Annotated in this window: 20 protein-coding genes; 14 read left to right on the plus strand and 6 right to left on the minus strand. The window is 72.4% G+C overall.

Annotated elements, in window-relative coordinates; genetic code table 11:
• Window positions 1–95 (plus strand): biotin/lipoyl attachment domain-containing protein (locus tag ACZ6SQ_RS15795; RefSeq protein ID WP_469562177.1); only part of this gene is annotated, 95 nt, incomplete at its 5' end.
• Window positions 96–507: 412 nt separating this feature from the next.
• Here ACZ6SQ_RS15795 and ACZ6SQ_RS15800 read toward each other — a convergent pair.
• Both ACZ6SQ_RS15800 and ACZ6SQ_RS15805 read right to left on the minus strand, forming a co-directional pair.
• On the minus strand, window positions 508–1,461 hold the full coding sequence (locus ACZ6SQ_RS15800; RefSeq protein WP_469561679.1) for a DeoR/GlpR family DNA-binding transcription regulator: 954 nt from the start codon (window positions 1,459–1,461) through the stop codon (window positions 508–510).
• A gap of 206 nt (window positions 1,462–1,667) precedes the next feature.
• Window positions 1,668–3,116, minus strand: coding sequence for an NAD(P)H-quinone dehydrogenase (locus ACZ6SQ_RS15805; protein WP_389320125.1), 1,449 nt, complete (start codon window positions 3,114–3,116; stop codon window positions 1,668–1,670).
• 118 nt (window positions 3,117–3,234) lie between these two features.
• Between ACZ6SQ_RS15805 and ACZ6SQ_RS15810 the strand changes: the two genes are divergently transcribed.
• From ACZ6SQ_RS15810 to ACZ6SQ_RS15825, 4 genes are all read left to right on the plus strand, one after another.
• Window positions 3,235–3,672, plus strand: coding sequence for a gamma-glutamylcyclotransferase family protein (locus ACZ6SQ_RS15810; protein ID WP_386377524.1), 438 nt, complete (start codon window positions 3,235–3,237; stop codon window positions 3,670–3,672).
• Between the two features lie 53 nt (window positions 3,673–3,725).
• Window positions 3,726–4,010 (plus strand): hypothetical protein, encoded by a 285-nt coding sequence (locus tag ACZ6SQ_RS15815; RefSeq protein ID WP_469561682.1) that lies wholly within the window; start codon window positions 3,726–3,728, stop codon window positions 4,008–4,010.
• A gap of 104 nt (window positions 4,011–4,114) precedes the next feature.
• A complete protein-coding gene (locus ACZ6SQ_RS15820; RefSeq protein ID WP_469561686.1) occupies window positions 4,115–4,939 on the plus strand; it encodes a purine-nucleoside phosphorylase in 825 nt (274 codons plus the stop codon).
• 88 nt (window positions 4,940–5,027) lie between these two features.
• A complete protein-coding gene (locus tag ACZ6SQ_RS15825; RefSeq protein WP_469561689.1) occupies window positions 5,028–6,659 on the plus strand; it encodes a phospho-sugar mutase in 1,632 nt (543 codons plus the stop codon).
• Window positions 6,660–6,855: 196 nt separating this feature from the next.
• Here ACZ6SQ_RS15825 and ACZ6SQ_RS15830 read toward each other — a convergent pair whose 3' ends face one another.
• Both ACZ6SQ_RS15830 and ACZ6SQ_RS15835 read right to left on the minus strand, forming a co-directional pair.
• A complete protein-coding gene (locus ACZ6SQ_RS15830) occupies window positions 6,856–8,532 on the minus strand; it encodes a hypothetical protein (protein ID WP_469561692.1) in 1,677 nt (558 codons plus the stop codon).
• Window positions 8,533–8,612: 80 nt separating this feature from the next.
• Window positions 8,613–9,245 carry a PH domain-containing protein gene (locus ACZ6SQ_RS15835; RefSeq protein WP_469561695.1) on the minus strand — a complete coding sequence of 211 codons (633 nt, stop codon included), beginning with the start codon at window positions 9,243–9,245 and terminating at the stop codon, window positions 8,613–8,615.
• 638 nt (window positions 9,246–9,883) lie between these two features.
• Between ACZ6SQ_RS15835 and deoC the strand changes: the two genes are divergently transcribed.
• From deoC to ACZ6SQ_RS15850, 3 genes are read left to right on the plus strand one after another with little or no spacing between them, the layout of a single operon-like run.
• Window positions 9,884–10,843 carry a deoxyribose-phosphate aldolase gene (deoC, locus tag ACZ6SQ_RS15840; RefSeq protein ID WP_469562180.1) on the plus strand — a complete coding sequence of 320 codons (960 nt, stop codon included), beginning with the start codon at window positions 9,884–9,886 and terminating at the stop codon, window positions 10,841–10,843.
• Window positions 10,843–12,279 (plus strand): aldehyde dehydrogenase family protein, encoded by a 1,437-nt coding sequence (locus ACZ6SQ_RS15845; protein WP_469562183.1) that lies wholly within the window; start codon window positions 10,843–10,845, stop codon window positions 12,277–12,279. Before deoC ends, ACZ6SQ_RS15845 begins: the two co-directional genes overlap by 1 nt.
• Window positions 12,272–13,165 (plus strand): aldehyde dehydrogenase family protein, encoded by an 894-nt coding sequence (locus ACZ6SQ_RS15850; protein WP_469561698.1) that lies wholly within the window; start codon window positions 12,272–12,274, stop codon window positions 13,163–13,165. The genes ACZ6SQ_RS15845 and ACZ6SQ_RS15850 overlap by 8 nt, the downstream gene beginning before the upstream one ends.
• A 238-nt stretch (window positions 13,166–13,403) precedes the next feature.
• Here the strand turns inward: ACZ6SQ_RS15850 and ACZ6SQ_RS15855 are convergent, their stop codons facing one another.
• Entirely contained in the window at window positions 13,404–13,838 is a 435-nt protein-coding gene (locus ACZ6SQ_RS15855) for a hypothetical protein (RefSeq protein ID WP_469561701.1), read from the minus strand.
• Between the two features lie 124 nt (window positions 13,839–13,962).
• On the opposite strand from ACZ6SQ_RS15855, the gene ACZ6SQ_RS15860 reads away from it, so the two are divergent.
• On the plus strand, window positions 13,963–14,598 hold the full coding sequence (locus ACZ6SQ_RS15860; RefSeq protein ID WP_469561704.1) for a uridine kinase family protein: 636 nt from the start codon (window positions 13,963–13,965) through the stop codon (window positions 14,596–14,598).
• Window positions 14,599–15,111: 513 nt separating this feature from the next.
• Here the strand turns inward: ACZ6SQ_RS15860 and ACZ6SQ_RS15865 are convergent.
• Window positions 15,112–15,894 (minus strand): SigE family RNA polymerase sigma factor, encoded by a 783-nt coding sequence (locus ACZ6SQ_RS15865; protein WP_469561706.1) that lies wholly within the window; start codon window positions 15,892–15,894, stop codon window positions 15,112–15,114.
• Window positions 15,895–16,177: 283 nt separating this feature from the next.
• Between ACZ6SQ_RS15865 and afsQ1 the strand changes: the two genes are divergently transcribed.
• The 5 genes from afsQ1 (at window position 16,178) to ACZ6SQ_RS15890 (ending at window position 20,213) form a co-directional block, all read left to right on the plus strand.
• Window positions 16,178–16,855: a two-component system response regulator AfsQ1 gene (afsQ1, locus tag ACZ6SQ_RS15870; protein WP_073940367.1), complete on the plus strand. Its 678-nt coding sequence runs from the start codon at window positions 16,178–16,180 to the stop codon at window positions 16,853–16,855.
• Window positions 16,852–18,423 (plus strand): ATP-binding protein, encoded by a 1,572-nt coding sequence (locus tag ACZ6SQ_RS15875; protein WP_469561712.1) that lies wholly within the window; start codon window positions 16,852–16,854, stop codon window positions 18,421–18,423. The genes afsQ1 and ACZ6SQ_RS15875 overlap by 4 nt, the downstream gene beginning before the upstream one ends.
• Window positions 18,420–19,019 (plus strand): hypothetical protein, encoded by a 600-nt coding sequence (locus tag ACZ6SQ_RS15880; RefSeq protein WP_469561715.1) that lies wholly within the window; start codon window positions 18,420–18,422, stop codon window positions 19,017–19,019. Before ACZ6SQ_RS15875 ends, ACZ6SQ_RS15880 begins: the two co-directional genes overlap by 4 nt.
• A 356-nt stretch (window positions 19,020–19,375) precedes the next feature.
• A complete protein-coding gene (locus ACZ6SQ_RS15885; RefSeq protein ID WP_469561719.1) occupies window positions 19,376–19,951 on the plus strand; it encodes a VanZ family protein in 576 nt (191 codons plus the stop codon).
• Window positions 19,952–20,012: 61 nt separating this feature from the next.
• Window positions 20,013–20,213 carry a PspC domain-containing protein gene (locus tag ACZ6SQ_RS15890; RefSeq protein ID WP_389320088.1) on the plus strand — a complete coding sequence of 67 codons (201 nt, stop codon included), beginning with the start codon at window positions 20,013–20,015 and terminating at the stop codon, window positions 20,211–20,213.
• Window positions 20,214–20,350 lie beyond the last annotated feature (137 nt).

The raw sequence follows: 20,350 nt of genomic DNA on the forward strand, positions 1-20,350 counted from the left end.
TCAACGCCCACAGGTCCGGCACCGTCAAGGGCCTCACCGCCGAGGTCGGCGCCTCCATCACCTCCGGCGCCCCCATCTGCGAGATCAAGGACTGACCCCCACCCCGAGACAAAAGTGCCCCGCACCCACCTCAAAGGTGGGCGCGGGGCACAGTCATCTGAGCTCCACCGCGCAGGGCGCGGGGCGCTGTCATCTGCGGCCCAGGACCCGCACCAGCACGCCCAGCCCCACGCGCCCGAGGGGCGCGGGACGCTGTCATCTGCGGCCCAGCACCCGCACCAGCACGCCAAGCCCCACCCGCCCAAGGGGCGCGGGGAACTGCGCGACCAGCCACGACGACGCAGCACGGGACACACCCACGCCAAGCCCCCACGGGCCTAAGGGGCGCGGACGCTGTCATCTGCGGCTCCGCCGCGCGGGCGCGACCAGCCACAACAGCCCGGCACAGGACAAACGCACCCCACGCCCCACGGCGAAGAACACAGCCGGCCCGCGGCAAGCGACCCGCTACCGCCGCCGCATATCGGCAACCCGAGCAGCCCGCTGCTCAGGCCCCCCGACCCCAGGGTCGGTCATCACGGCAGCCCCCCGCAGCGACGCCGCTCCGGGGACGCCACGCCGGGGCGCCGGCAAGGGAACGTCACGCCGCTGCGGCCGCGCCGCGGTGGCATCACCCCCCGGCCCCCCACCCGCCGCGCCCCCCTGGGCGTTTCCCGACGTACCGGTGACAGCGATCTGCACACCCTGGTCGGCGAGCGCCTGAAGCTCGGTCGCGGCCCGGTCGTCGTGCGCCGGCGGCTCGTCGGTGACGAGCCGGGTGATCACATCCGTCGGCACGGTCTGGAACATGGTGTCCGTGCCGAGCTTGGTGTGGTCGGCGAGCACCACGACCTCGGCGGCGGCCTGCACCAGGGCCCGGTCCACGGACGCCGAGAGCATGTTGGACGTGGACAGGCCGCGCTCGGCGGTCAGCCCACTGCCCGACAGGAAGGCCTTGGACACCCGCAGCCCCTGGAGGGACTGCTCGGCGCCGGAGCCGACGAGGGCGTAGTTGGAGCCGCGCAGGGTGCCGCCGGTCATCACGACCTCCACGCGGTTGGCGTGGGCGAGGGCCTGGGCGACCAGCAGGGAGTTGGTGACGACGGTCAGCCCCGGGATACGGGCGAGCCGGCGGGCCAGTTCCTGCGTGGTGGTTCCCGCACCGACCACGATGGCCTCGCCCTCGTCGACGAGGTTCGCGGCGAGGTCGGCGATGGCCGTCTTCTCGGCGGTCGCGAGATGCGATTTCTGCGGAAAGCCGGACTCGCGCGTGAAACCGCCCGGCAGTACCGCACCGCCGTGCCGGCGGTCGAGGAGTCCTTCTGCCTCCAGCGCCCGCACATCCCGTCGTACGGTCACTTCTGAGGTCTGGACGACGCGGGCGAGCTCACGGAGCGACACTGCTCCGTTCGCTCGCACCATTTCTAGGATCAATTGGCGACGTTCTGCAGCGAACACGAAACTGACAGTAACCCCAACGACCGTCTGGTTTCAGCAGTTTGCGCCGAATAACAGAAGTTGTTCGCACAGGGCAGCGGGTAGTGGTATACGGGCATACTCCCGCCGCCCGTGCCATCCGCAGAGGCCGCAACTCCCCGTGACGGACGGGGAGTCGGTTCCGGCCGCGGTCAGGCCTCGCCGGTCGCCTTGCGCGTGTGCAGCTGCCGCGCCACCTCGGCGATCGAGCCGGACAGGGAGGGGTAGACGGTGAACGCGTTGGCGATCTGTTCGACCGTCAGGTTGTTGTCGACGGCGATCGAGATGGGGTGGATCAGCTCCGAGGCGCGCGGCGCGACGACCACTCCGCCGACCACGATGCCCGTGCCGGGACGGCAGAAGATCTTGACGAAGCCGTCGCGGATGCCCTGCATCTTCGCGCGCGGGTTGCGCAGCAGCGGCAGCTTGACGACCCGCGCCTCGATCTTGCCCGCGTCGACGTCGGCCTGGCTGTAGCCGACGGTGGCGATCTCGGGGTCCGTGAAGACGTTCGAGGAGACCGTCTTCAGGTTCAGCGGGGTCACCGCGTCGCCGAGGAAGTGGTACATGGCGATACGGCCCTGCATGGCGGCGACCGAGGCCAGCGCGAAGATGCCGGTGACGTCACCGGCGGCGTACACACCGGGCGCGCTGGTGCGGGAGACCCGGTCGGTCCAGATGTGCCCGGAGTCCTTGAGCCTGACCCCGGCCTCCTCCAGGCCCATCCCCTCCGTGTTGGGGATCGCGCCGACCGCCATCAGGCAGTGGGAGCCGGTGATCACACGGCCGTCGGCGAGGGTGACCTCGACGCGGTCGCCCACGCGCTTGGCGGACTCGGCGCGCGAGCGGGCCATGACGTTCATGCCGCGGCGGCGGAAGACGTCCTCCAGGACCGCGGCGGCGTCCGGGTCCTCGCCCGGCAGCACCCGGTCGCGGGAGGAGACGAGCGTGACGCGGGAGCCCAGCGCCTGGTAGGCGCCCGCGAACTCCGCGCCGGTGACGCCGGAACCGACCACGATGAGCTCCTCGGGGAGCTCGGTGAGGTCGTAGACCTGCGTCCAGTTCAGGATGCGCTCGCCGTCGGGGCGGGCGTCGGGCAGCTCGCGCGGGTGGCCGCCGGTCGCGATCAGGACGGCGTCGGCGGTGAGGGTCTCCTCGGTGCCGTCGGCGGCGGTGACGACGACCTTGCGGGAGCCGTCGAGGGCCTGCATGCCCTCCAGGCGGCCGCGGCCGCGCATCACACGGGCGCCGGCCCGGGTGACGGCGGCGGTGATGTCGTGCGACTGCGCGAGCGCGAGCCGCTTCACACGCCGGTTGACCTTGCCCAGGTCCACGCCGACGACCCGCGCCGGGGTGTCGATGTGCGGAGTGTCGTCGGCGACGATGATGCCCAGCTCCTCGTACGAGGAGTCGAAGGTGGTCATCACCTCGGCCGTAGCGATAAGGGTCTTCGACGGCACGCAGTCGGTCAGTACCGACGCTCCGCCCAGACCGTCGCAGTCGACGACGGTCACCTCCGCGCCGAGCTGAGCGCCCACCAGGGCAGCTTCGTAGCCGCCGGGTCCGCCACCGATGATCACGATCCGAGTCACGTACTCCATTGTCCCGCACGCCTCAAGGTGGTACTGCCCCGGGGGCCCGAGCGGGGTACCCGGGCCGTCCGGACGGGACTGCGGAAGTCGGGAGTGACGGACGTTCCGGCTGCCGTACCCTCTCTGCATGTCGCTCTATGCCGCCTACGCCGGCAATCTCGACGCGCGGCTGATGACCCGCCGCGCCCCGCATTCGCCGCTGCGCGCCACCGGCTGGCTGAACGGGTGGCGGATGACCTTCGGCGGTGAGCAGATGGGCTGGGAGGGCGCGCTCGCGACGATCGTCGAGCAGCCCGCCGCCCAGGTCTTCGTCGCGCTCTACGACCTCGCCCCCATGGACGAGGAGTCCCTGGACCGCTGGGAGGGCGTCGGCCTGGGCATCTACCGCCGGATGCGAGTGCGCGTCCACACCCTGGACGGCGAGGAGTCCGCCTGGACGTACGTCCTCAACGCCTACGAGGGCGGCCTGCCCTCGGCCCGCTACCTCGGCGAGGTCGCCGACGCGGCGGAGTCCGCGGGCGCTCCGCACGACTACGTGATGGAGCTGCGGAAGCGTCCGTGCTGATGGGGGCCCGGCCTCTAGACTCGACGGGGATCGGCGCACGAACGGAGACTCCCATGCCCGAGGGACGGCGCACCTACCAGGTCTTCTACACCGAGCAGGCCGCGACGGCACGGGACAGGCTCGACGACCGGCAGCGCGCCGCGTTCGACAAGGGGATCGCCGTGCTGGCGCGGGACCCCTTCCTGCCGGCGTCCCGCGCCATAAGTTCCACGGGGGACGACCGCACGGTCCGGCTCACGCAGAACATCCTGGTGGAGTACACGCTCAGCCTGGGCCGGCTCCTGGTCTTCATCGTCGAGGTCTTCAACGACAAGGACGTCGTCATCACCGAGGAGTGACCGCCCTGCGCGCGGCCTTTCGTCGGAAACGACAAGACAACGATCGCCATACCGTGAGCTCTGTCATCTACGCGCGTAGGTAATAACCGGCTACTCTCGTCGACGTGAACGCATCTCTTCTTCCGGACGACATCCAGGGCGACCCGTACGCCGCCGCCGACGCCGCCGCCGCGCGCCTGCGCGAACTGACCGGCGCCGAGTCCCACGACGTCGCCCTCGTGATGGGCTCCGGGTGGGCCCCGGCCGTGGACGCGCTCGGCGAGCCCGAGGCCGAGTTCCCGGTCACCGAGCTGCCCGGCTTCCCGCCGCCGGCCGTCCAGGGCCACGGCGGCAAGGTCCGCTCGTACAAGATCGGCGAGAAGCGGGCCCTGGTGTTCCTGGGCCGCACCCACTACTACGAGGGCCGCGGCGTCGCCGCCGTCGCCCACGGCGTGCGCACCGCGGTCGCGGGCGGTGCCAAGACCGTGGTGCTCACCAACGGCTGCGGCGGACTGCGCGAGGGCATGCGCCCCGGTCAGCCGGTGCTGATCAGCGACCACATCAACCTCACCGCCACCTCCCCGATCGTCGGCGCGAACTTCGTCGACCTGACGGACCTGTACTCCCCGCGGCTGCGCGCCCTGTGCAAGGAGATCGACGCCACCCTGGAGGAGGGCGTCTACGCGCAGTTCCCCGGCCCGCACTACGAGACCCCGGCCGAGATCCGCATGGCCCGCGTGATCGGCGCCGACCTGGTCGGCATGTCGACCGTGCTGGAGGCCATCGCGGCCCGTGAGGCGGGCGCCGAGGTGCTCGGCATCTCCCTGGTCACCAACCTCGCCGCGGGCATGACCGGCGAGCCGCTGAACCACGAGGAGGTCCTCCAGGCCGGCCGTGACTCGGCGGCCCGGATGGGCGCCCTGCTGACCCAGGTGCTCGGCCGCCTGTAGGTCCCCGGCCCCCGAAGGCGCAACGGGGTGGGCCAGCCCCTGGGAGCCGGGCCCGCCCTCACCCCCCCACACGAGAGGTTGACCGCAGGTGACCGACGATTCGCTGGCACGGGCCGAGGCGTGGCTGGCCGAGGACCCCGACCCCGAGACCCGCGAGGAGCTCAGGGCGCTCATCGACGCCGGGGACGTCGCCGAGCTGACCGCCCGCTTCGGCGGCACCCTCCAGTTCGGCACCGCCGGTCTGCGCGGTGAGCTGGGCGCGGGACCGATGCGCATGAACCGCTCGGTGGTCATCCGTGCCGCCGCCGGACTCGCCGCGTACCTCAAGGCCGAGGGGCGGGCCGGCGGGCTCGTCGTCATCGGCTACGACGCCCGCTACAAGTCGGCCGACTTCGCCCGCGACACCGCCGCCGTGATGACCGGCGCGGGCCTGCGGGCGGTCGTGCTGCCCCGGCCGCTGCCCACGCCCGTCCTGGCGTTCGCGATAAGGCATCTGGGCGCGGTCGCGGGCGTGGAGGTCACCGCCAGCCACAACCCGCCGCGGGACAACGGCTACAAGGTCTACCTCGGCGACGGCTCCCAGATCGTGCCGCCCGCCGACGCCGGCATCGCCGCCGAGATCGACGCCGTCGCGGCCCTCGCCGACGTACCGCGTCCCGAGGGCGGCTGGGAGACCCTCGACGACGCCGTCCTGGAGGCCTACCTGGCCCGCACGGACGCCGTACTGGCCGAGGGGTCGGCCCGCACCGCCCGGACCGTCTACACGGCCATGCACGGCGTCGGCAAGGACGTCCTGCTGGCCGCGTTCGCCCGGGCCGGCTTCCCCGAGCCGGTCCTGGTCGCCGAGCAGGCCGAGCCCGACCCTGCGTTCCCGACCGTGGCCTTCCCCAACCCGGAGGAGCCCGGCGCGATGGACCTGGCGTTCGCCAGGGCCCACGAGACGGACCCGGACCTGATCATCGCCAACGACCCCGACGCGGACCGCTGCGCGGTGGCCGTCGAGGACGGCGGCGAGTGGCGCATGCTGCGCGGCGACGAGGTCGGCGCCCTGCTCGCCGCCCACCTGGTGAAGCGCGGCGCGCGCGGCACCTTCGCCGAGTCGATCGTCTCCTCCTCCCTGCTCGGCCGTATCGCCGAGAAGGCGGGACTGCCGTTCGAGGAGACCCTCACCGGCTTCAAGTGGATCGCCCGCGTCGAGGGCCTGCGCTACGGCTACGAGGAGGCGCTCGGCTACTGCGTCGACCCCGAGGGCGTGCGCGACAAGGACGGCATCACCGCCGCCCTGCTGGTCACCGAGCTGGCCTCGGAGCTCAAGGAGCAGGGCCGCACCCTGCTCGACCTGCTGGACGACCTCGCCGTCGAGCACGGCCTGCACGCCACCGACCAGCTCTCGGTGCGCGTCCAGGACCTGTCGGTCATCGCCGACGCCATGGGGCGCCTGCGCGAGCGGCCGCCGACCGCGCTGGCGGGCCTGGCCGTCACCCGCGCCGAGGACCTCACCAAGGGGACCGCGACGCTGCCGCCCACCGACGGCCTGCGCTACACCCTCGACGGCGCTCGCGTCATCGTCCGCCCCAGCGGCACCGAGCCGAAGCTGAAGTGCTACCTGGAGGTCGTCGTGCCGGTCGCCGACCACGCCGCCCTGCCGGCTGCCCGCGACCGCGCCGCCGGGCTGCTGGCGGACATCAAGCGCGACCTGTCGGCCGCGGCCGGCATCTGAGCCCGGGGGTGCCTCCCCCGTCCGGGAGGCGCCCCCGTACCTCCTCCGCGTCCCCCGCGCCCTCACCCGCCCGGGGGGCACCCGGTCGGGCGAATCCCCGGCGACGGGTGACGCGACCGCGGCAGCCCGCGCCACGAAGCCCCGGGGCCGGGCGGCTCTACGGCGGGCTCGTCGCCCACGGCTCCACGAACAGCAGCTACGGAACCAGGAACAGCAGCGCGGTCCAGACGAGGGCCGTGGCCACGGCGTACGGCCACAGGGTGCGGCCCCCTTGGCGGGCGGCGGCGGGCTCCGCCGGGCGCCTGGCCTCGTCCTTCCACAGGGCGTCGATCTCGGCGGCCATCCGGTCCCGCCGGTGCACCCGGCCGAGGCGTCGCTCCAGCCGGCGCCAGCGGGGACTGAACAGCGTCCACTCGACGAAGTCGCGCCGGGTGCTGTCGATCTTCAGCTCGGACCCGACGGCCTTCACCACCCGCAGGTGCTCCCAGGCGATGTGCCGCGGCCCCTTCATGCCGTCGAGCCACAGCCCGTCCCGGTCGGCCGTGACACGCCAGGCGACGATGTGCGGCAGGGCGCCGACGCCGAGCAGGCCCACGACCAGACCGGGTATCCAGCGCCACAGACCGCTCTCGTCCAGGACCAGGTTGGCGGCGAGGAACAGGGCGAACAGGCCCATGGCCCAGTCGCGCGGACCGGCCCGCCATCGCCGTACCTGCCCGCCCGCCACCGACGCGGTGAGCGCGTCCAGCCGCTCCCGGTCGGCCTGGTCGTCGGCCGCGGCCCGCGTCTCCCGGGTCGTGCGGCGCCGTGCCGCGTGCTCGGACAGCGGCCGGACCGGGCCCGTCGAGCCTTCCGTCACGGGCGGCTCGCCGGGCGTCTCGGCGGCGCTGACCAGGACGATCTCGGCACCGTCGTACGGGACGCCGTACAGGACGGCCTCCCGCAGCGGTCCGGGCTGTTCCTCGTCGAGCCGGTCGAGCAGGTCCTGAAACTCCTGGGCGGCGGCTTCCTCGTCCTTGTCGCCGTCGTCGAGGTGCTCGCTGTCGTCCTCGTCGTCCTCGTCGCGGAGGGCCGTGCCCACGGTGAAGAGGGGGCGCAGGGCCGCGGTGTCGTCGGCGGCGAAGACCTCGGTGTCCATGTCGGCGCCCTCCCGCACCAGCACGCGCAGCACGGGCACCGGCGCGGTGTGCAGCACGCCGGCCCGGCGGCGGGCCAGCAGGCCGGACAGCATCACCGTGAGTCCCAGCCCGAGGAAACCGGCCGCGACGGCCGGGGCCGCCTGCCGGTCCTCGGCCAGGTCCCAGGCGTCCTGGAAGGCGAACAGCACGGCCGCGCCCACGACGACGAGCACCCCGGCCCCGGTCATGAAGCGCCCGCGCCGCACGGGCGCCCGCCCGCCGGGCACGGCGGCCGTGACGCCCCCGGCGGCCGTCTCGGCCGCGGCCCGCTGGCGGGCCCGGGCCCGCACCCGCGTCAGGGCCAGACCCCACACCACGGCCAGGACGACGACCACGGCGAGCCGCACCGCGAGCGGCGCCCCGTGCGGCGCCACGAGCAGCAGCACGGCCGTGAGCGGCGCGGACAGCACTGCCGCCTCGGGGCGCGCGGGCAGCCAGACCAGGTGCAGCGCGACGAGCGCGGCGGCGAACGCGGGCAGGCCCGCGTAGAGGCAGAGGGCACCGCTCGCGACGAGCGCGGCGACGCTCACGGCGAAGGTGGCGCCGCCGGTGGCGGTACGCGCCGGCACCCGGCGTGGCGGCAGCGCCGCGGTCCACCGGCGCGCCGCCTGGGCGTCCAGGGCGGGGCAGCCGTCGGGAACGAGGGCGGCGGGCAGGGGCAGCGGGCCGTCGCCCTTGGTGTATGTGCTGGTCATCGCTTGTCTCAGACGTACGGAAGGGCGAGGCGGTTGTGCGGAGTCGAGCGGGCCCGCCGGGTGGGTCGCTCCGGTCGCGGTCAGCCCAGCGCGCCGAACACCACGAGGAGTACGACCCCGACGACCGTGGGCGCGATGATCTCGTACGCCCAGCGCGCGGTGACCTCGCCCTGCGAGGTGTTCGCCTTCTCGCGGGCCTCGTGCATGGCGCGCAGCTCGTCCATGATCTTGTCGCTCTGGTCGCGCAGCGGACCGTCGTCGACGTCGCCGCCGGGTCCGAAGAGGCTGCCGCGGACCCGCTTGCCCTGTGCGGCGGCGGTCTCCTGGGCGTCACGCCGCTGCTGGCGCTTGGCGGCCCGCTTGCGCCCGCGCAGCGACACGGGGATGGCCCACAGCTGGACCTTCCTGCCCTCCTTGTCGACGGCCTCGTTGGTGTAGCCGGAGCGCAGCGAGACGATCTCGCCCCAGGGCAGCGTGACGACCCGCAGCGGGTTGCGCACGCGCAGGCGGTTGTCGTCGGCGAAGACGGCCGGGCGGACGGTGAAGGCGACGACGACCGGCACGAAGGTGAGCAGTCCGCCCAGCGCCTGCCAGGGTGTGTTTCCCTCACCCTGGACCATGGCGTCGATCCCCAGCCACGCGGCGAGGGCGAGCAGCAGCACGCCGCCGACGAGGGCCATGGGTGAGCGGTAGATCCGGTCGTTGGTGGTCATGCCGCCGATTATGCACGCGGCCCCACCCACCCCGTCCGCGCCGGCCCCACCAGCGCCCCCCGCGCGCCTGCCTTGTGCGCGTTGCCCGGTGCGGGTCCGTCGTGGCTGTTCGCGCAGTTCCCCGCGCCCCTTCAGGTGGGCCCGTGCTGCCCCGCTTCGAGAGCCACGGGACCACCCCGCCCAGGAGGGCGGAGACCCACGCAAACCCGCACCCGCGCACCCAGGGCCACCCCCTCAGGGGCGCGAGGAACCGCGCGACCAGCCACCGAGAACGCGCACCCACACACGCACGATCCCCCCAAGGGGCGCGAGGAACTGCGCAATCAGCCACGAAGCACCCACACCTGGCCACACACAGCCACCCCCTAGGGGCGCGGGGAACTGCGCGAACAACCACCGACGAGCCCGCACACGCACACACACCGCCACCCCATCCAGGGGCGCGGGGAACTGCGCGAACAACCACCGACGAGCCCGCGCACGCACACGCACCGGCACCCCCCCAGGGGCGCGGGGAACTGCGCGACCGGCCCACCACCACCCGCACACACAGTCCGGACAAATGCCCCGCGAAAGAAGAAGTGGAACCTCACCCCCTGTACAGCCGCTACGCGCGTAGATATGCTCGTCTGGTGACCATGCCCACCAATGCACCCACCGCAGCAAACGCCCTCCCGGACGTGACGTCGTCAGACACCACGCTGCGCCGCTTCCTCCACGGGCTGCCCGGCGTAGACGCGGTCGGCCTGGAGGCACGCGCCGCTTCCCTCGGCACCCGTTCCATCAAGACGACCGCCAAGGCGTACGCGATCGACCTCGCCATCTCGATGGTCGACCTGACGACGCTGGAAGGCGCGGACACCCCGGGCAAGGTCCGGGCGCTCGGCGCCAAGGCGGTCCTCCCCGACCCGACCGACCGCTCCACGCCCACCACGGCCGCGGTCTGCGTCTACCCCGACATGGTGGCCGTCGCCAAGGAGGCCGTCGCCGGTTCCGGCGTCAAGGTCGCCTCGGTCGCCACCGCCTTCCCGGCCGGCCGTGCCGCGCTGGACGTGAAGCTGGCCGACGTGCGCGACGCCGTCGCCGCGGGTGCGGACGAGATCGACATGGTCATCGACCGCGGGGCCTTCCTCGCGGGCAAGTACCTGAAGGTGTACGACGAGATCGTCGCCGTGAAGGAGGCCTCGGGCGCCGCCCGCCTGAAGGTCATCTTCGAGACCGGCGAGCTCTCGACGTACGACAACATCCGCCGCGCCAGCTGGCTCGGCATGCTGGCCGGCGCCGACTTCATCAAGACCTCGACCGGCAAGGTCGCCGTCAACGCGACCCCCGCGAACACGCTTCTGATGCTGGAGGCAGTCCGTGACTTCCGCGCCCAGACCGGGGTGCAGGTCGGCGTGAAGCCGGCCGGCGGCATCCGCACCACCAAGGACGCGATCAAGTTCCTGGTCCTGGTCAACGAGACCGCGGGAGCGGACTGGCTGGACAACCACTGGTTCCGCTTCGGCGCCTCCTCGCTGCTGAACGACCTGCTGATGCAGCGCCAGAAGCTGGCCACCGGCCGCTACTCCGGCCCCGACTACGTGACGGTGGACTGATCGACATGACTTTTGAGTACGCACCGGCGCCCGAGTCCCGCTCGGTCGTCGACATCGCCCCGTCCTACGGCCTGTTCATCGACGGCGAGTTCACCGAGGCGGCGGACGGCAAGGTCTTCAAGACCGTGTCGCCGTCCTCCGAGGAGGTGCTGTCCGAGATCGCCCAGGCCGGCGAGGCGGACGTGGACCGGGCGGTCAGGGCCGCCCGCAAGGCCTTCGAGAAATGGTCCGCGCTGCCCGGCTCCGAGCGCGCGAAGTACCTTTTCCGCATCGCTCGGATCATCCAGGAGCGCAGCCGTGAGCTGGCCGTCCTGGAGACGCTGGACAACGGCAAGCCGATCAAGGAGACCCGCGACGCGGACCTCCCGCTGGTCGCCGCGCACTTCTTCTACTACGCGGGCTGGGCCGACAAGCTCGACCACGCGGGCTTCGGCGCGAACCCGAAGCCGCTGGGCGTGGCCGGCCAGGTCATCCCCTGGAACTTCCCGCTGCTGATGCTGGCGTGGAAGATCGCCCCGGCGCTGGCGACCGGCAACACGGTCGTCCTCAAGCCCGCCGAGACGACCCCCCTGTCCGCACTGTTCTTCGCGGACATCTGCCGCCAGGCGGGCCTGCCCAAGGGCGTCGTCAACATCCTCACCGGCTACGGCGACGCGGGCGCCTCGCTCGTCGCGCACCCCGACGTGAACAAGGTCGCCTTCACCGGCTCCACGGCCGTCGGCAAGCAGATCGCGCGGTCGATCGCGGGCACGCACAAGAAGGTCACCCTCGAACTGGGCGGCAAGGGCGCCAACATCGTCTTCGACGACGCCCCGATCGACCAGGCCGTCGAGGGCATCGTCAACGGCATCTTCTTCAACCAGGGCCAGGTCTGCTGCGCGGGCTCGCGCCTGCTGGTCCAGGAGTCGATCCAGGACGAACTGCTGGACTCCCTCAAGCGCCGGCTCTCCACGCTGCGCCTGGGCGACCCGCTGGACAAGAACACCGACATCGGCGCGATCAACTCCGAGGAGCAGCTCTCCCGGATCACCTCGCTCGTCGAGCGCGGCGAGGCCGAGGGCGCCGAGCGCTGGTCCCCGGCCTGCGAACTGCCCGAGAGCGGCTACTGGTTCGCCCCGACGCTCTTCACGAACGTCAGCCAGGCGCACACCGTCGCCCGCGACGAGATCTTCGGCCCGGTCCTGTCGGTGCTGACCTTCCGTACGCCCGACGAGGCCGTCGCCAAGGCGAACAACACGCCGTACGGCCTGTCGGCGGGCATCTGGACCGAGAAGGGCTCCCGCATCCTCGCGGTGGCGAACAAGCTCCGGGCCGGCGTCGTCTGGTCCAACACGTTCAACAAGTTCGACCCGACCTCGCCGTTCGGCGGATACAAGGAGTCGGGCTTCGGCCGCGAGGGCGGTCGCCACGGCCTGGAGGCGTACCTCGATGTCTGATGTCTCTCGACTCTCCGTCTTCAAGACCTACAAGCTGTTCGTGGGGGGCAAGTTCCCCCGTTCCGAAAGCGGCCGGGTGTACGAAGTGACCGACTCCAAGGGCAACTGGCTGGCGAACGCTCCGCAGGCGAGCCGCAAGGACGCCCGTGACGCGGTGGTGGCCGCCCGCAAGGCCTTCGGCGCCTGGTCGGGCGCGACGGCGTACAACCGCGGCCAGATCCTCTACCGCGTCGCCGAGATGCTGGAGGGCCGCCGCGAGCAGTTCGTGCGCGAGGTCGCCGAGGCCGAGGGCCTGTCCAAGTCGAAGGCCGCCGCGCAGGTCGACGCGGCGATCGACCGCTGGGTCTGGTACGCGGGCTGGACCGACAAGATCGCCCAGGTGGTCGGCGGCGCCAACCCGGTGGCGGGCCCGTACTTCAACCTCTCCTCCCCGGAGCCGACCGGTGTCGTCGTGGTCGTCGCCCCGCAGGAGTCGTCCTTCCTCGGCCTGGTCTCGGTGATCGCCCCGGTGATCGCCACGGGCAACACGGCCGTGGTCGTCGCATCGGAGAACGCCCCGCTCCCCGCCCTGTCCCTGGGCGAGGTGCTGGCCACCTCCGACGTCCCCGGCGGCGTGGTCAACGTCCTGTCCGGCCGTACGGCGGAGATCTCCGCCCCGCTGGCCGCGCACCAGGACGTCAACGCGATCGACCTGGCCGGCGCCGACGAGGTGCTCGCCAAGGAGCTGGAGATCGCCGCGGCCGACAACCTCAAGCGGGTTCTTCGTCCACAGCCTGTGGACGACTGGTCCGCCCCGGCGGGAACGGAGCGCATGACGGCGTTCCTGGAGACCAAGACGGTCTGGCACCCCACAGGCAGCCTGGGCGCGTCGGGCTCCGCCTACTGACGCCCCCGAACGCAACGGTTCCCCGCACCCCCACAGGAGGGTGCGGGGAACCGCCTTAAGGGGCGCGGGGAACTGCGCAGTCTTTTGGGGGCGCGGGAAACTGCGCGATCTTTTAGGGGCGCGGGGAACTGCGCGACCAGCCACACACGGCCCGGATGCGCACAACGGCCCCAGCCACCCCAGGGGCGCGGGGAACTGCGCGAACGGCCACGTACGCGCAGAAGCCCGCCTCAGCCGCTCACTTGCCGAGCAGGCCCACCGCCTGGCCCACCAGCGGGATCGACCCGATGGACTCCGCCTGGGCCACCGGCCCCGTCAGCATCTGGGACGTCAGCGGCCGGAAGTCCGCCAACTGCGTCCCGACGCCGTTGTCCAGCGGATCGGCACCCGTGCCGGCCAGCGGATTCGGCTTCAGCGAGGACACCGTCCCGGTGGCGTACCGCAGGGACAGCGTCAGCGCGTCCACCCCTGACTGCGGGTCGATCTGGCCGAGCGCCGTCGGAGTCGTCCGCATCGCGTCCACCACGGGTTCGCCGTCCGCCGCGGCGGCCGTCGTCGCGGACGCGCCGAGCGCCACACCGGCCGTCGCCAGCGCGGCCAGCGCCCGCCGTCCGGTGGAGTGCGGATTCCTTTCGGCCTTGCCGGTCTTTTCGGTCCTGCCGTGTCGGGCCATCGCTGCCACCTTCTGCTGCGTAAGGTAATCGGTTCGACACGAAGGGTAGTTGAGGTGTGATGCGGGCTTCAAAGCCGACCCGCGAGTGGGTGAACGGCGCGTGAATGCCTCAGACTGGTGTCCCGTGAGCTCCCATCCGCCCATACCCACGCGCGTCGTGCTGCTCTGCGGCCCGTCCGGCTCCGGCAAGTCCCTGCTGGCCGCCCGCTCCGGTCTCCCGGTGCTCCGGCTCGACGACTTCTACAAAGAGGGCGACGACCCGACGCTGCCGAAGGTGGCCGGGAGCTCCGACATCGACTGGGACCACCCCGAGTCCTGGGACGCGGACGCCGCCGTCGTCGCGATCACCGAACTGTGCCGCACGGGCCGTACCGGCATTCCGGTCTACGACATCTCGCTCAGCGCCCGCACCGGCACCGACTCCGTCGACATCGGGCGCACGCCGCTGTTCATCGCGGAGGGCATCTTCGCCGCCGAGATCGTGCGGCGCTGCCAGGAGCTCGGGGTGCTCGCCGACGCGCTGTGCCTGAGCCGCGGGCCGGTCACGACCTTCCGGCGGCGGTTCCTGCGGGATCTGCGGGAGGGGCGTAAGTCCGTGCCGTTCCTGCTGCGCAGGGGTTGGCGGCTGATGCGGGACGAGCGGTCCATCGTGGCCCGGCAGGCCTCGCTGGGGGCGTACGCGTGCGGTCGTGACGAGGCGTTGGGCCGGCTGGCGGCTGCGGCGGCTGGGCGGTGCGCGGCTTCGCGGTCTGCGGCCTGAGCTTTCTGCGGGTAGGCGGCGGCTGCGGGGTGCCGTGTGTGCGGTGCGTGAGCGGGTGCGGGTGCGGGTGCGTTGTGGCTTGTCGCGCAGTTCCCCGCGCCCCTGGGGTGGCTGAGGCCGTCGTGCGCGTCGGGGCCGTGTCTGGCTTGTCGCGCAGTTCCTCGCACCCCTGGGGTGGCTGGGGCCGTCGTGTGTGTGCGGGTGCGTCGTGGCTTGTCGCGCAGTTCCTCGCGCCCCTTGGTCCGTGGGGCTTCGTGTGGGGTGGCAGGGTGCTGCGTTCGTCGTGGTCTTTCGCGCAGTTCCCCGCGCCCCTTGAGCGGGAACGCGGAAGCGGGACTGGTTGGACCCCCCGGCCCTCCAGTCCCGCTTCCTTTGTGCTCCCCCGTGCATTCCCCCGTCGGTCTTGCTTCCCCCGTGTCCCCCCTGATCCATCCCCCGTGGTCCCCCCGGACCTGTGAGCAAGACCCCCGTACCGTCCCCCTGATACACCTCTCGGGGAACTTTTTTCGCGCTTCAGGCGACCAGCTCGCCGAAGGCGTCCTCCTCGTCACGGCCGAAGCTGAGGACCTCGTCCTCGCGCAGCCGGCGCAGCGAGCGCCAGATGCTGGACTTCACCGTGCCGACACTGATGCCGAGGATGTCCGCGATCTCCGGGTCCGTGCGGCCCTCGTAGTAGCGCAGGACCAGCATGGTGCGCTGGAGTTCGGGCAGCCGGGTGAGCGCCTGCCACAAGACCGCGCGCAGCTCGGTGCCACGCATCGCGTCCGTGTCGCCGGGCGTCTCCGGCAGCTCCTCGGTCGGGTACTCGTTCAGCTTGCGGCGCCGCCAGGCGCTGATGTGCAGGTTGGTCATGGTGCGGCGGAGGTAACCGCCGACCGCCGCCTTGTCGCTGATCCGGTCCCACGCCCGGTAGGTCGAGAACAGCGCGCTCTGGAGCAGGTCCTCGGCCTCGAAGCGGTCACCGGTCAGGTGGTAGGCGGTGGCGTACAGGGAGGCGCGGCGCTCCTGGACGTAGGCGGTGAACGCCGCTTCGGCGTCCGTGGCCTGCGACCGGGAGTGACGCTCCCCCGATTCCTCCCTGTACGCGGCTCCCCCGTGCGTCTCCCCCGTGAGACCTTCCACCACCGCCATGTACGGCCGTTCGGCCTGCGGCGCATGCGCGGTGTGCTGACGCCCGGTGCCGCGAGCGCACCCCCGCCCGCTCACGGCACCGGACTTCTCGGAACCCCGGTGCGCGTTCACGTCGTGCAGACGCGTGATCACTGCGCTGGTGCTCATACCGTGCAGCGTGTTCATCTCGCGCCCCCCGTCGTGGACTTGCCGGTGTTCGGTCTGCGTTCTTCCTTGTGCCGAAAAGCTTGCCGGGGCCACTTCATCGCCGTGTCCGCCGACTGTCACAGAGCTGTCACAGGGGTCGTCGCCGGGAAGAGAGGGGCGGGAGGAGGGCGGCGGGAGCGGCGGGAACGGCCCTCGCGCCGGGGCCGGAAAGGGAGATCACTCAGCGGAATCGCGCGTAAGGGCTGCGTTCCATCGGCTCCACAGGTTCATCCGTACGGCATCCATGGGCCAGAATGAGCCCGTGCCTTCCCTGTTGCTGATCGAGGACGACGACGCCATCCGGACGGCCCTGGAGCTCTCACTGACGCGCCAGGGTCACCGCGTGGCGACCGCTGCCAGCGGTGAGGACGGTCTGAAGCTGCTGCGCGAGCAGCGCCCGGATCTGATCGTGCTGGATGTGATGCTGCCCGGCATCGACGGCTTCGAGGTGTGCCGGCGCATCCGGCGCACGGACCAGCTGCCGATCATCCTGCTCACCGCGCGCAGCGACGACATCGACGTCGTGGTGGGCCTGGAGTCCGGCGCGGACGACTATGTCGTCAAGCCCGTGCAGGGGCGGGTCCTCGACGCCCGGATCCGGGCCGTGCTGCGGCGCGGCGAGCGCGAGTCCAACGACGCTGCGGCCTTCGGCAGCCTGGTCATCGACCGCGCGGCGATGACCGTCACGAAGAACGGCGAGGACCTCCAGCTGACCCCGACCGAGCTGCGGCTGCTGCTGGAACTGAGCCGCCGCCCCGGTCAGGCGCTGTCGCGCCAGCAGCTGCTGCGGCTGGTGTGGGAGCACGACTACCTCGGTGACTCGCGGCTCGTGGACGCCTGTGTGCAGCGGCTGCGCGCCAAGGTGGAGGACGTACCGTCCTCGCCGACCCTGATCCGTACCGTGCGCGGCGTGGGCTACCGGCTGGATCCGCCTCAGTGACGACGGAGCAAGGGGGTCTCCGCGGCTGGGCCGCGGATCGCAAGGGAGCTTTCTCGAGGCTGCGCTTCACCAGTCTGCGGCTGCGGCTCGTCGTCGTGTTCGGCCTCGTCGCGCTGACCGCCGCCGTGTCCGCGTCGGGCATCGCCTACTGGCTGAACCGGGAGGCGGTGCTCACCCGCGCCCAGGACGCGGTGCTGCGCGACTTCGAGCAGGAGATGCGCAGCCGCGCGGGCGCCCTGCCCGAACACCCCAGCCAGGACGACCTCCAGCGCACCGCCGGCCTGATGGCGGGCGGCAGCCAGCACTTCACGGTCCTGCTGGTCGCCGAGGACCCCGACGGCAAGACGGTGTACGGCGGTTCGGGCGGGCTGAACGGCTTCGAGCTCGGTGACGTGCCCAGGTCCCTGCGGACCGCGGTGAACCGCAAGCAGCCGCTGACCTCCACCAACGACGCCGAGTACCACCTGTACTGGCAGCGTGTCGTCGACGACGGCACGCCGTACCTGGTGGCCGGCACCCGGGTGATCGGCGGCGGTGCGACCGGCTACATGCTCAAGTCGCTGGAGCCGGAGGCCAAGGACCTCAACTCCCTCGCCTGGTCGCTGGGCATCGCCACCGGCCTCGCCCTGATCGGCTCCGCGCTGCTCGCGCAGGCCGCGGCGACGACCGTGCTGAAGCCGGTGCACCGGCTCGGGGTCGCCGCGCGGCGGCTCGGCGAGGGCAGACTCGACACCCGGCTGCGGGTGTCGGGCACCGACGAACTCGCCGATCTGTCACGGACGTTCAACAACGCCGCCGAGGCACTGGAGAAGCGGGTCGCCGACATGGCCTCCCGCGACGACGCCTCACGGCGGTTCGTCGCCGACATGAGCCATGAGCTGCGTACCCCGCTGACCGCGATCACCGCCGTCACCGAGGTGCTGGAGGAGGAGCTGGACTCCGAGGCCGGAGGCATCGACCCGATGATCGAGCCCGCGGTGCGGCTGGTCGTGAGCGAGACGCGGCGGCTGAACGACCTCGTGGAGAACCTGATGGAGGTCACCCGCTTCGACGCGGGTACGGCCCGGCTGGTGCTGGACGACGTCGACGTCGCCGATCTGATCACCGCCTGCATCGACGCGCGCGCGTGGCTGGACGCGGTGGATCTGGACGCCGAGCGCGGGATCCACGCGCAGCTCGACCCGCGCCGGCTGGACGTGATCCTGGCCAACCTGATCGGCAACGCGCTCAAGCACGGCGGGTCGCCCGTGCGGGTGGCCGTGCGGGCCGCCGCCGACGAGGTCGTCATCGAGGTCCGCGACCACGGGCCCGGCATCCCCGAGGACGTGCTGCCGCACGTGTTCGACCGCTTCTACAAGGCCAGTGCGTCCCGGCCGCGGTCGGAGGGCAGCGGGCTCGGGCTGTCCATCGCGCTGGAGAACGCGCACATCCACGGCGGGGAGATCACCGCCGCCAACTCCCCCGACGGCGGCGCGGTGTTCACGCTGCGGCTGCCCCAGGACGGGACGGAGGCCGCGGAGCCGACCGAGCGGGAGACCGGGCAGGACACGAAGGGGGACGCGTCGTGAACGCGCGCCGGGCGCTGGCGCTGGGGCTGCTCGTCGGGACGGTGACGGGGTGCGGGATCCGGGCCACGGAGGTGCCGACCGACTACGGCGCGGCGCCGTCGCGGGCCCACTGCTCGCTGTCCGCGCCGGACGTGGCCACGCAGTCCGCGCGGGGGCTGGCGGTGCAGGTGTTCCTGCGCTGTGGCGCCTCGCTGGTGAGTGTCGACCGGTCGGTGAACATTCCGGAGGGTACGGCGGACTCGGCGCGGCGGGTGCTGCTCGCGCAGGGGCTGCTGAACGAGCTCGCGGAGCGGCCGTCGGCGGAGGAGCGGCTGGCCGGGTACACGACGGACGTGCCGTCCCGGATCAAGACGGGCGGGCCCCGGGAGGGTGACCCGGAGGACACGCTGCGGCTGAGCGTCGCTCCCGACCGGCTGTCGTCCTACGCGCTGGCCCAGATCGTGTGCACCTTCTCCGACTCCGAGGCCGCGGAGGGCGACGGGTCGGTCATCCTCGGCGGGCCGGCGGGGGCGGCTCGGCGCTACGAGTGCACGTCCGAGGTGCGGGCGGATCCGGGGCGCGTGCGGCCGCCCAGCACGGTGGTTGCGGCGGAGTGACGTCTGCGGTGACGTCTGCGGTGTGCGTGCGGTAGCGCCTGCTGTTTGTGGGTGGTGCGGGGCCGCCGTACGCGGCCTGCGCGCCGCCCTAGCCGCGGGCATGCGTGCCGCTAGGGGCGGCACGGGTGGGCGCGGAGGCACCTCGCTGACGCCGAGCTGCGCAACGCCCCCGCCCCAGCGACAGCCCAGCGGCACTTCCTGATGCCGAGTCGCGCAGCGCCCCGCCCTCAGCCACCACCGGGCGGTACGTCGCTGACGCCGAGTTGTGCACCGCCCGAGCATCAGACGGGATGTGGCGTAGGCCTCACACCCGTTGTGGCGGAACCGTTTGCGCGGGACGCCGCGTCTTGGGGGGCGTGCAGCGTCAAGGCTCCATGGGCGGCAACGCCGCGTTCCGCATCCGTGTGACCGGAGGCTTCCTCCTCGTCGCACATCTCGCGCTCGTCGCCTGGTTCACGCTGCGACCGCTGGACGTCCCCTGGGTGATGCCCGCCAACCTGCGTCCGTTCGCCGGCATCCGCGCGGACCTGGCGCTGGGCGGCCTCGAAGCCGCCCGCAGGATCGGCGAGGGGCTGGTGCTGCTGGCGCCGCTGGGCGTCCTGCTGCCGGTCGCGAGCGGCAGACTGGCCGTCTCCCCGCTGGGCTCACTGCTGCGTACCGCGACCGCGGGCGCCCTGATCTCCCTGGCCATCGAGCTGCTCCAGACCGGCGTACCCGGCCAGGTCACGGACGTCGACTCGCTGCTGCTGAACACCGCGGGCGTCGTGCTCGCGCATCTCGCGGTGGTCCCGCTGGGCCGCGCACGGCTGCGCCGCCTGGCCGAGGGGCGGGAGGAGCGGCCGTATGAGGGGCCCGCTCAGGGTCGGACCCCGACGATTCCCAGGGTCGGGATCGCCCCGTGGAGCGACGCTATGCCCCCTTCGTCTCCGTAGCGTCGAGAGCAGATGAGGCAGCCACGAGGGCCGCCTCGGATCAGCTCACGAAGGAGCCGCCATGTCCCGCCCTGCCCGCCCCGCGAACGGCCGGATGATCGGCGGAGTGTGCGCCGCGCTGGCTCGGCGCTTCGGCATCTCCGCCACCGCGATGCGCGTGATCTTCCTGGCGTCTTGTCTGCTGCCGGGTCCGCAGTTCCTGCTGTACATAGCGCTGTGGATACTCCTCCCCTCGGAGAACAAGGTCCGTACGGCCTGGTGAGCCCCCGCCTACGCGTACGCCGTCGGGGGGGGGGGGGGGGGGGGGGGGGGGGGAGGGGGGGAGGGGGGGGGGGGGGGTGGGGGGGGGGGGGGGGGGGGGGGGGGGGGGGAGGTGGGGGGGGGGGGAGACCATGAAAA

This window comes from Streptomyces sp. NPDC048600 (assembly GCF_055587025.1).

Bases quoted from the DNA above. Each gene is read 5' to 3' on its own strand.
- ACZ6SQ_RS15890 (WP_389320088.1), top strand. From the start codon at position 20,013: ATGTCCCGCCCTGCCCGCCCCGCGAACGGCCGGATGATCGGCGGAGTG.
- ACZ6SQ_RS15800 (WP_469561679.1), bottom strand. From the start codon at position 1,461: ATGGTGCGAGCGAACGGAGCAGTGTCGCTCCGTGAGCTCGCCCGCGTC.
- ACZ6SQ_RS15830 (WP_469561692.1), bottom strand. From the start codon at position 8,532: ATGACCAGCACATACACCAAGGGCGACGGCCCGCTGCCCCTGCCCGCC.
- ACZ6SQ_RS15810 (WP_386377524.1), top strand. From the start codon at position 3,235: ATGTCGCTCTATGCCGCCTACGCCGGCAATCTCGACGCGCGGCTGATG.
- ACZ6SQ_RS15805 (WP_389320125.1), bottom strand. From the start codon at position 3,116: ATGGAGTACGTGACTCGGATCGTGATCATCGGTGGCGGACCCGGCGGC.
- ACZ6SQ_RS15835 (WP_469561695.1), bottom strand. From the start codon at position 9,245: ATGACCACCAACGACCGGATCTACCGCTCACCCATGGCCCTCGTCGGC.
- ACZ6SQ_RS15850 (WP_469561698.1), top strand. From the start codon at position 12,272: ATGTCTGATGTCTCTCGACTCTCCGTCTTCAAGACCTACAAGCTGTTC.
- ACZ6SQ_RS15855 (WP_469561701.1), bottom strand. From the start codon at position 13,838: ATGGCCCGACACGGCAGGACCGAAAAGACCGGCAAGGCCGAAAGGAAT.
- deoC (WP_469562180.1), top strand. From the start codon at position 9,884: ATGCCCACCAATGCACCCACCGCAGCAAACGCCCTCCCGGACGTGACG.
- ACZ6SQ_RS15815 (WP_469561682.1), top strand. From the start codon at position 3,726: ATGCCCGAGGGACGGCGCACCTACCAGGTCTTCTACACCGAGCAGGCC.
- ACZ6SQ_RS15865 (WP_469561706.1), bottom strand. From the start codon at position 15,894: ATGAACACGCTGCACGGTATGAGCACCAGCGCAGTGATCACGCGTCTG.